Consider the following 2,354-nt stretch of genomic DNA (forward strand, 5'->3'; position numbering starts at 1 on the left):
GGCGGCGTCCGTGCCCGTGCCCGCGTCCTCGCCGGGCTCACCGGGCTCACCGGGTTCTGCGTCGGGGGAGGAGGTGCCGGTCTCCAGCGGGCTCGGCGACTCCGTCGCGGCCCAGGGCGCGTACTCGCCGTCGTCCGCGACGATGAACGCGGCCAGCTCGACCTCGCCCTCCCCGCTGAACTCGAACGCGAGCTTCTTCGTCGCGCCGTGCCCGGCGTCGTGCCCGTCTGGCAGCACCGCGGAGGCGTGGCCCTCGCCGCCCAGCATCACCGAGCCGCCCGCAGGCACCACCACGCCGCCCCGGCCGTTCCGGCCGGCCAGCTCCAGCTCCTCGCCGCTGTCCGCGAGCGTCAGCCGCTGGAGCGTCTGGTCCCGGTCGCCGTTGTTGAAGATGCGCGCGGAGACCGCGGCCGCGCCGTCGGCCTCGTCCGCCGGCGTGATGACCACCGCGTTCTGGATCCTGATGTCGCCCGCGGTGACACGCGCGTTGTCGGGGTTGATCTTCAGGGTCTCGGCGTTGTTGCCCGCCCCGCACGCGGTGAGGGCGGCGAGCGAGAGAGCGAGGGCGGTCGCGGCGAGCGTGCCGCGTCGAATGCTGCTGCTCACGGCGGCGGCATCTCCTTGGACGTGAAGGCCGGTTCGGCTTGGCTGCGGTGACGTTGGTGCTGGAGGGAACAGTACCGACCCCCTTCTGAGCGCACGGACCCGACCCGCCCTCTCGCCTCCCGCGCGCCTTCGCCCACCGCCGCGCGTACGGCAGTGCTAATGCCCGGCAATAATCGCGCGGGAAGCGGTGTTGGAAGTAGTGGGGGAAGACCTGCGGAGGGAGATCGGGGATATCGATCACAGCCCGCGTGATCAATTCCGGGAATCCGGCCGGATTCGTTCGTGATCGGCCGAACGGAGCAGCACGACTTCACCGGCCGACTCCGACAAATCGGGACGATCGCCGCCCTGCCGAACCTTCCGACGGCAGGTAGCCTGAGCGTTTCGGGTTTCCCGCAGAGGCCATCCGACCTGCAGAAACCGTGATTCCGGCGGCGGGCGAAGCACGTTCCAGGGTCGCTTGTCAAGCCCCGAGACGGGCGCTGACCTGCGAAAACGCCATTCAGAAGCGGCCTGTGCCGTGTTACCCTGGATAGCCACGGAAGGGGTACCTGTCACATGACGTTCAAGGTTGGCGACACCGTGGTCTATCCCCATCACGGGGCCGCGCTGATCGAGGCCATCGAAACTCGCCAGATCAAAGGTGTGGACAAGACCTACTTGGTGCTGAAAGTCGCTCAGGGCGACTTGACGGTGCGCGTGCCGGCGGACAATGCCGAGTTCGTCGGGGTACGCGATGTGGTTGGCCAGGAAGGGTTGGAGCGGGTCTTCGAGGTGCTGCGTGCGCCGTATGCGGAAGAGCCCACCAACTGGTCCCGGCGGTACAAGGCGAACCTGGAGAAGCTCGCTTCGGGCGACGTGATCAAGGTCGCGGAGGTCGTCCGGGATCTGTGGCGCCGGGAGCGCGAGCGCGGTCTCTCCGCCGGAGAGAAGCGGATGCTCGCCAAGGCCCGTCAGATCCTGGTGAGCGAGTTGGCGCTGTGCGAGAGCACGAACGAGGACAAGGCGGAAGCGCTGCTCGACGAGGTGCTGGCGTCCTGAACGGCGCCTGACGTCGCCTCACGTCACGTCGGCGGTGCCCCCGGGGCGCCGTGGCCGTGACGGCTGCGGCATCGCCCGATCGCCGGGCGCCGCCGTGGCTGCCCGGTGAGGTTGCTCGGCTCGTTCGGTCGCGCCTGTTCGGTTGCGCCGCCTTCGTGCCCACTGTCGTCGTCCGGCGTCGGTTGCCGTTGCGTCGGTTTCCGTCGCGCCGGCCGTCGGCTGTGTGGCGCAAAGCTGTGGCGTAAAAGCGCCTGCTCTCCGTCGGTTCCGGTATCGGTTCCGACGCCGGCGTGTCGGCGCTGCCCGGTCACGTCCTACGTGGTCCGTCCGTTTGTCCCCGCTCGTCCTTTCGCGTCATCCGACGGCCTGAAAGCGTGCCGGGTCTCGGGGCAGCCGTAGGCTCCTGCACCACGCGTGCGTATGCTCGCGTGCGGCGCACCGGGCCGACGGCTGTCCCGCTTTTCTGTGGACACGCCGTGCCGGGCCCGGGTAGCTGCTGCGACCATCTGCGTCACGGAAGGGGGTCGCAGCGAGCTCCGCGGTGGGGGCACGAAGCACGTGCCCGGCACGCTTTTGGCCATACCCATGTCGTCCAAGGACACAAACCTGAACACCGCAATGTCTCCGTCAGGCCCGTCCGACCCGCCCGCCGCGTCCGTACGGACCCGGCCCGGCCACTCGGACCCGTCAGCCCCGCTCAGATGCGC

2 protein-coding genes are annotated in these 2,354 nt (G+C 69.5%); one reads left to right on the plus strand and one right to left on the minus strand.

Annotated features, from left to right (window positions below; translation table 11 throughout):
• A partial coding sequence (locus tag H5J30_RS27850) for a hypothetical protein (protein ID WP_181790063.1) occupies positions 1-606 on the minus strand: 606 nt, incomplete at its 3' end.
• 558 nt (positions 607-1,164) lie between these two features.
• On the opposite strand from H5J30_RS27850, the gene H5J30_RS27855 reads away from it, so the two are divergent.
• Positions 1,165-1,647, plus strand: a complete 483-nt coding sequence (locus H5J30_RS27855) for a CarD family transcriptional regulator (RefSeq protein ID WP_018836077.1) — start codon at positions 1,165-1,167, stop codon at positions 1,645-1,647.
• The last annotated feature ends 707 nt before the right edge of the window (positions 1,648-2,354 follow it).

It is taken from the genome of Streptomyces phytophilus (assembly GCF_013870535.1).
Classification (GTDB): domain Bacteria; phylum Actinomycetota; class Actinomycetes; order Streptomycetales; family Streptomycetaceae; genus Streptomyces; species Streptomyces phytophilus.